Raw genomic sequence first — 5,952 nt, forward strand, 5'->3', positions numbered from 1 at the left:
GTGGCCACTGCGATACATATAGCAGCGATAGAAGTCGCGGCGGCCAGCGCGAACAAGGCAGCAAGTCCCAGAGCAATCATGGCGAAACCTCCCGGCGATGGAACACGCTGAGGATAGGCTGTGGAAAACCTGTGCCAAAGCTGTTAGTTCCGATTCTGTTCCACCTTTATGTTCATGATTTGTTCCTATGTCAACAAAGTCGAGAGGCTGCTGCCTGCTCGATTTTGCCTCCCTCAGGCGACGGACCGCGAATGGTCGAACTGGTGCAGGCGATGAGTAATAGGTTTGGAATATGGAACGCGGGTCATGCGGGGGCGCCGCACGATGGCAACGGGCTCAAGCGCTGACTCGTCCTGTAGCAGATTCACGGTAATGGCAGTTGTACGATCAAGGCCTTTGATTTGAGAGGCCAGCATTTTCACCGTGTTGATGTTCTGCGAAACGGCATTCCAAATGGTGAAAACCGCCGCTGTACCGGCGAGCGCAAAAATGACAGGCAGTATGGCAGTCATAATGGTTCTCCGCTGGAACGATCGTCCGCGTGCAAGAATTTAATAGGTCCGGGTTTTTCGCCTTGCGGAGTGAACCGTCACGGAGCCCGGAATATATTCTTCAAATACGCATTAACCTTCATAAGTTCCTCTACGTGAACAATAATCATCTGCTTTGAGACGAATGGAAGGGGATGGGCGGCGAGTTGCGGCTGGATTTGTGTTTGGACACAGGCTAAAGCGCGTGCGCCTCGGCACTTTCGTTCGATTCCCGGATGACAAGGTTCGCGGCAATCCACATGGGAAGCGCACATACCGGTGCCTCGGCGGAAGGAATGGCCCTTTGGGTCGTTCTGCCAGGTTCCAGTTTCCCAGAGGTTGAACCGGAAAGGAAATACTTATGGCGGCTCCTGTCGTCACCATGCAGCAATTGATCGAGGCCGGCGCCCACTTCGGCCACCAGACCCACCGCTGGAACCCGCGGATGAAGCCGTACATCTTCGGCGCCCGCAACGGCATTCACATCATCGACTTGTCGCAGACCGTGCCGCTGATGGCGCGTGCGCTCGACTTCATCTCGTCGACCGTCCAGGCCGGCGGCAAGGTGCTGTTCGTGGGCACCAAGCGCCAGGCGCAGGAGCCCATCGCTCAGGCGGCGCGCGCTTGCGGTCAGCACTTCGTCAACCATCGCTGGCTGGGCGGCATGCTCACCAACTGGAAGACGATTTCTGGCTCGATCAAGCGCCTCAAGTCGCTGGAAGAGCAGCTGTCGGGTGACACCACCGGCCTCACCAAGAAGGAAGTCCTGCAGCTGACGCGTGAGCGTGACAAGCTGGAGCTTTCGCTGGGCGGCATCCGCGATATGGGCGGCATCCCCGACGTGATGTTCGTGATCGACGCCAACAAGGAAGATCTGGCGATCAAGGAAGCCAACGTCCTGGGTATCCCGGTCGTCGGCATTCTTGACACCAACGTCAATCCTCAGGGCATCGCCTTCCCGGTTCCGGCCAACGACGACGCCAGCCGCGCTGTGCGCTTGTACTGCGAAGCCGTGGCCCAAGCCGCGACCAAGGGCCGCCGCGAAGGCGTAGCCGATTCGGGTGTCGACGTGGGTGCTCTCGACAATCCGGTTGAGGAAGCCGTCGAGGCTTGAGGAACGGATACCGCGAACCTTCGCGGCACTTCGTCATCGAAATGTCGCGCGCCGGGTCCAATGGGCCCGGCGCGCCTGACCATTCAAGTAAAGAGGAATTGAGCGATGGCTTACACCGCCGCTGATGTGAAGAACCTGCGCGAGCGCACTGGCGCCGGCATGATGGATTGCAAGAAGGCGCTGACCGAGACTGACGGTGACTTCGAAGCCGCCGTTGACGCTCTGCGCTCCAAGGGGCTGGCGGCTGCTGCCAAGAAGTCCAGCCGCACTGCCGCTGAAGGCCTGGTCGGCGTGGCCGTTTCGGGCACCAAGGGCGTGGCTGTCGAAGTTAACTCCGAGACGGACTTCGTCGCCAAGAACGAGCAGTTCCAGGACTTCGTGCGCAACGCCACCGAGGCTGCTTTGGGTATCGGCGGAGACGATGTCGACGCGCTGAAGGCCGCGGCTTACCCTACCGGTGGTACCGTTGGTGACGCGCTGACCAACAACGTCGCCACCATCGGTGAGAACCAGCAGATCCGCCGCATCAAGACGGTCGAAGTGTCGCAGGGCCTGATCGTGCCCTACATGCACAACGCCGCCGCGCCGAACCTTGGCAAGATCGGCGTTCTTGTGGCTCTGGAATCGGAAGCTCCGGCTGAGGTTCTGGAGACGCTGGGCAAGCAGATTGCCATGCATATCGCTGCTGCGTTCCCGCTGGCATTGAATGCTGACGATCTCGATTCCGAGCTGATCGAGCGCGAGCGCAAGGTCGCCGCTGAGAAGGCTGCCGAGAGCGGCAAGCCCGAAGCGGTTCAAGCCAAGATGGTGGACGGCGCGATCGCCAAGTACGCCAAGGAAAACGCTTTGCTCAGCCAGCTGTTCGTGATCGACAACAAGACGCCGATCCAGCAGGTTGTGGATCAGGCCGGCAAGAAAGCCGGCAAGAAGATTGTTCTGAAGGACTTCGTCCGCTACCAGCTGGGTGAAGGCATCGAGAAGCAGGTGACGGACTTCGCGGCGGAAGTCGCCGCTGCCGTCGCGGGCTGATCTTCTTTCAAATCAAAGAAGCTGCGGGCCGGGAGCGAAAGTTCCCGGCCCGTTTTGCGTTTCGGCGATAGGTAAAAAGACCCTAAAGACCGCCCATGAAGCGAAAGCCAAAGCGGTACGCCTGTGGTTTGATGCCGCCGTCTGCCGGACCGGGCCCGACGGTGACAAGTTCCAGCGTTCCATCGGCGACAGGAATGGGCACGCCTTGCTTCAGCTCAGCGGTGTAGCTGCCACTACCCAAGTCGATTCGAACTTGTACGCGAACTTGCCCCGCCCAAACGCAGCGCACCGACGGCGGGCAGCGACTGTCTTCCAGCAGCGCCAGCGGGGTCACGCGTGGCCCGTTCACGGACGCGGTTTTGCCGATCGCTGCGTAAACCAAGCCCTCCGTCTGCTGCGAATCGTGGACGGGTTGCGGGTGGGGGACCGCACATCCGGTCATTGCCACCGCGCATGCGGGCAAGAGGAGCAACCTAAGCATCGGAAGATACAAGCCTGTTGATGCTGAACGCATTCCGAATGCTTGGCGCGGTCGGAACTGCGCGCTAGGGCGCAACCATGTCCGATAACGAAGCAACATTACCTGATTGTCAGCTGTACCTGATCTCGCCTCTCGACGTAACGGGATCATTTCCGGAGCGGCTGACGCGCGCGCTGGAGGCAGCGCCAGTCGCCGCCTTTCAACTCCGCCTGAAGGACATCGACCAGCATGAGATCGCTCGCCTGGCTGAGCCGCTTCAGCGAATTTGTGCGGATCGCGATGTTGCGTTCATCGTCAACGATTCGATCAGCCTCGCCAAGCGAATCGGCGCGGACGGCGTACACCTGGGGCAGGGCGATGGCGATCCGGTGGAAGCCCGCAAGATACTAGGGCGCGGTGCCCAGATCGGCGTGACGTGTCATGACAGCCGTCACCTGGCGATGGAAGCTGGCGAGGCAGGCGCCGACTACGTTGCGTTCGGTGCGTTTTTCCCCACGGTCACAAAGGCAGTGGAGCATCAGGCCGCGCCAGACCTGCTTTCCTGGTGGCAAAGCCTGTTCGAACTGCCCTGTGTCGCGATCGGGGGCATCACGACTGAAAACTGCGCTCCCCTGGTGCGGGCGGGCGCGGACTTCCTTGCGGTGAGTGGGGCCGTCTGGCGGGACGACGAAGCGGCAGCGGTCATGGGGCTTCATGAAGCGATCACCAACGCCCGGTTGGCCTGACCATGATTCCAAAGCCATACCAGGCGGTACGACAAAATAAAATCATCCCCAAATACGCGATAAGCCGTTTGCCCGGTGCTGTTTTTAGTCTTGTGCGCCACGCGCTCCCGACCGAAAGATAATACTCGGTACAATAGAGAGCGCAGTCGAGCTGGGGGGCTCGAGTGCGGGGGTAGTCGGCTTATGAACAACTTGGACACGCATCCCACGGGTGACGACGCAGCTTGCCCTTATGCAAAAGTTCTTGTTGGCCTGACCAAAAAGCAGCACGAAGTTTTCGAATTGCTGGCAGAAAATCGCACTAGCAAGGAGATCGCGTGGCGACTGGGTGTGACGGAGGGGGCCATCACTCAGCGCATTGAGGCGGTTCGTAGCCAGACGGGTTTCCCGCCGCGTGCTGATCTGGCTCGGGCCTATGCTCGGCTTCGCGCGTCTGAAGCATTTGCGGTCGTCAAGGAGCCGGAGGTCACCCCCGTCGCCTTTCGCCCGGCATGCACCTGCGGTGGTCGAGGGGCTTCGGGGCTAAGTGCTACTGCCCTGCCATTGTCGGGCTTCGATAACGGTCTCAGGCGTTTTGCAGCCATGATCGCCATAGCGGTTGGCCTTCTCGTGGCGGCGTTGGTGGCGTTGAGTGTGGCGCAAACTCTGTCTGACTTTCTCTAAAAGCCCCCCGTTCCTCCTTCTTCTGAAACGGAAATTTTGATGCTCGGTATTGCGAGGGTGGCCGCCCTTGGGATTCTGTGGGCCATCACGGTCGTCCAAGACAGCAAGCGGGACCGGGCGATCGCCTCGGCTTTTGTGATCGCGACCTTGCTCGAGGATGCGGTGCCTGATGCGAATGGCCCTGGCATGTGGCGCGATCTGCCCATCATGATCGAGATGACCGAGATGATTGCGCTCTCGGCCCTCGCGATCATCAGCGACCGTCAATACCCGCTGTGGATCGGCGGCGGTCAGATCATCGTGGTGATCTTCGAGGCGATCTCGACGGTGTCTATTGGCAGTTGGGAGGCAGCTTGCAGGATGATCGTGGAGTGGGGTCATGGGGTTCAATTTGCGGCATTGGCGGTTGGTGTCGTCGTCACGTGGAAGCGCAAGAGGTCGATGACGTTGCGCACCGGCCAGGCATGAACCGTTTTTGGCGTGCATTCGGGCGGCATCACGTATCCCACCACCATTGATGCTCTTGGCCAGGCCTGCCTCCAACGCTCAGGTCGCCCGGATTTAGCCACTCTACCTGATCCGTGACTTGCCGGGAAAGAACGCAGGCAACGTATCAGCAACTTCACTTGGCGTTCAGCGCGACGCTGGCTATAGACCCCGCCATGCTCGAAAGATCGCGTTTAAAGCCCGTCGTGTTCGCTATCGCCACCGGAGCGATGATCCTGACCGCGGGTTGCGCCGGTCGTGGTGGCGGCAAGAAGGACACCGCCTACGTCGCGCGCGATGTCGACACGCTCTACGCTGCGGCACAAAACCGGCTTGAGCGCGGGCAGACCAAGCAGGCCGCCGCCTTGTTTGATGAAGTTGAGCGCCAGCATCCCTACTCGCCGTGGGCCCGCCGCGCCCAGCTGATGAGCGCGTTCAGTTATTACGTCGCGCGTGATTACAACAAGGCGGTACAATCCGCGCAGCGCTTCCTGTCGATCCACCCCGGCAACAAGGATGCGCCTTACGCCTACTACCTGATCGCCGTATCCTATTACGAGCAGATCAGCGACGTGACGCGTGACCAGAAGATCACCCAGCAGTCAAAGCAGGCGCTGACCGATGTCATCCGCCGCTATCCGACCACCAGCTTCGCCGCAGACGCCAAGATCAAGCTCGACTTGGTGAACGATCACCTCGCGGGCAAAGAGATGACGATAGGACGTTATTACGAACGCAGTGGCAAGTGGCTGGCCGCAACGCTGCGCTTCCGCAACGTCGTGGATAATTATCAGACGACCAGTCACGCGCCCGAAGCGCTGTACCGACTGGTGGAGGGTTATCTGGCGCTCGGCGTGGACGACGAAGCGCAGAAAGCCGCGGCCGTGCTGCAGAACAATTATCCCGGAAGCGAGTGGTACGCGC

Annotated in this window: 8 protein-coding genes; 6 read left to right on the plus strand and 2 right to left on the minus strand. The window is 60.2% G+C overall.

The window, feature by feature from the left end:
- Positions 1-233: 233 nt before the first annotated feature.
- Positions 234-512 carry a hypothetical protein gene (locus ACHWRX_RS04170; RefSeq protein ID WP_394658202.1) on the minus strand — a complete coding sequence of 93 codons (279 nt, stop codon included), beginning with the start codon at positions 510-512 and terminating at the stop codon, positions 234-236.
- Between the two features lie 379 nt (positions 513-891).
- Here ACHWRX_RS04170 and rpsB point away from each other — a divergent pair, with 379 nt between their 5' ends.
- Positions 892-1,644, plus strand: a complete 753-nt coding sequence (gene rpsB, locus ACHWRX_RS04175; RefSeq protein WP_058737522.1) for a 30S ribosomal protein S2 — start codon at positions 892-894, stop codon at positions 1,642-1,644.
- Between the two features lie 105 nt (positions 1,645-1,749).
- Complete coding sequence (gene tsf / locus ACHWRX_RS04180) at positions 1,750-2,673, plus strand: translation elongation factor Ts (protein ID WP_394658203.1); 924 nt, start codon at positions 1,750-1,752, stop codon at positions 2,671-2,673.
- 82 nt (positions 2,674-2,755) lie between these two features.
- On the opposite strand, the gene ACHWRX_RS04185 is transcribed toward tsf, so the two are convergent.
- Positions 2,756-3,022: a hypothetical protein gene (locus ACHWRX_RS04185; RefSeq protein ID WP_394658204.1), complete on the minus strand. Its 267-nt coding sequence runs from the start codon at positions 3,020-3,022 to the stop codon at positions 2,756-2,758.
- Between the two features lie 209 nt (positions 3,023-3,231).
- Here ACHWRX_RS04185 and thiE point away from each other — a divergent pair, with 209 nt between their 5' ends.
- From thiE to ACHWRX_RS04205, 4 genes are all read left to right on the plus strand, one after another.
- The gene (thiE, locus tag ACHWRX_RS04190) at positions 3,232-3,879 is read left to right on the plus strand and encodes a thiamine phosphate synthase (RefSeq protein WP_288414490.1); all 648 of its coding nucleotides are present in this window, start codon (positions 3,232-3,234) and stop codon (positions 3,877-3,879) included.
- Positions 3,880-4,062: 183 nt separating this feature from the next.
- Entirely contained in the window at positions 4,063-4,542 is a 480-nt protein-coding gene (locus ACHWRX_RS04195; RefSeq protein WP_058737519.1) for a hypothetical protein, read from the plus strand.
- A gap of 39 nt (positions 4,543-4,581) precedes the next feature.
- Positions 4,582-5,010: a hypothetical protein gene (locus ACHWRX_RS04200; protein WP_394658205.1), complete on the plus strand. Its 429-nt coding sequence runs from the start codon at positions 4,582-4,584 to the stop codon at positions 5,008-5,010.
- Between the two features lie 194 nt (positions 5,011-5,204).
- On the plus strand, positions 5,205-5,952 hold a 748-nt coding region (locus ACHWRX_RS04205; RefSeq protein ID WP_394658206.1), incomplete at its 3' end, for an outer membrane protein assembly factor BamD.

Source organism: uncultured Novosphingobium sp. (assembly GCF_964277725.1).
GTDB lineage: Bacteria > Pseudomonadota > Alphaproteobacteria > Sphingomonadales > Sphingomonadaceae > Novosphingobium > Novosphingobium fluoreni.

Coding starts and splice junctions, on each gene's coding strand:
- ACHWRX_RS04170 (WP_394658202.1), bottom strand. CDS start 512: ATGACTGCCATACTGCCTGTCATTTTTGCGCTCGCCGGTACAGCGGCG.
- rpsB (WP_058737522.1), top strand. CDS start 892: ATGGCGGCTCCTGTCGTCACCATGCAGCAATTGATCGAGGCCGGCGCC.
- tsf (WP_394658203.1), top strand. CDS start 1,750: ATGGCTTACACCGCCGCTGATGTGAAGAACCTGCGCGAGCGCACTGGC.
- thiE (WP_288414490.1), top strand. CDS start 3,232: ATGTCCGATAACGAAGCAACATTACCTGATTGTCAGCTGTACCTGATC.
- ACHWRX_RS04195 (WP_058737519.1), top strand. CDS start 4,063: ATGAACAACTTGGACACGCATCCCACGGGTGACGACGCAGCTTGCCCT.
- ACHWRX_RS04200 (WP_394658205.1), top strand. CDS start 4,582: ATGCTCGGTATTGCGAGGGTGGCCGCCCTTGGGATTCTGTGGGCCATC.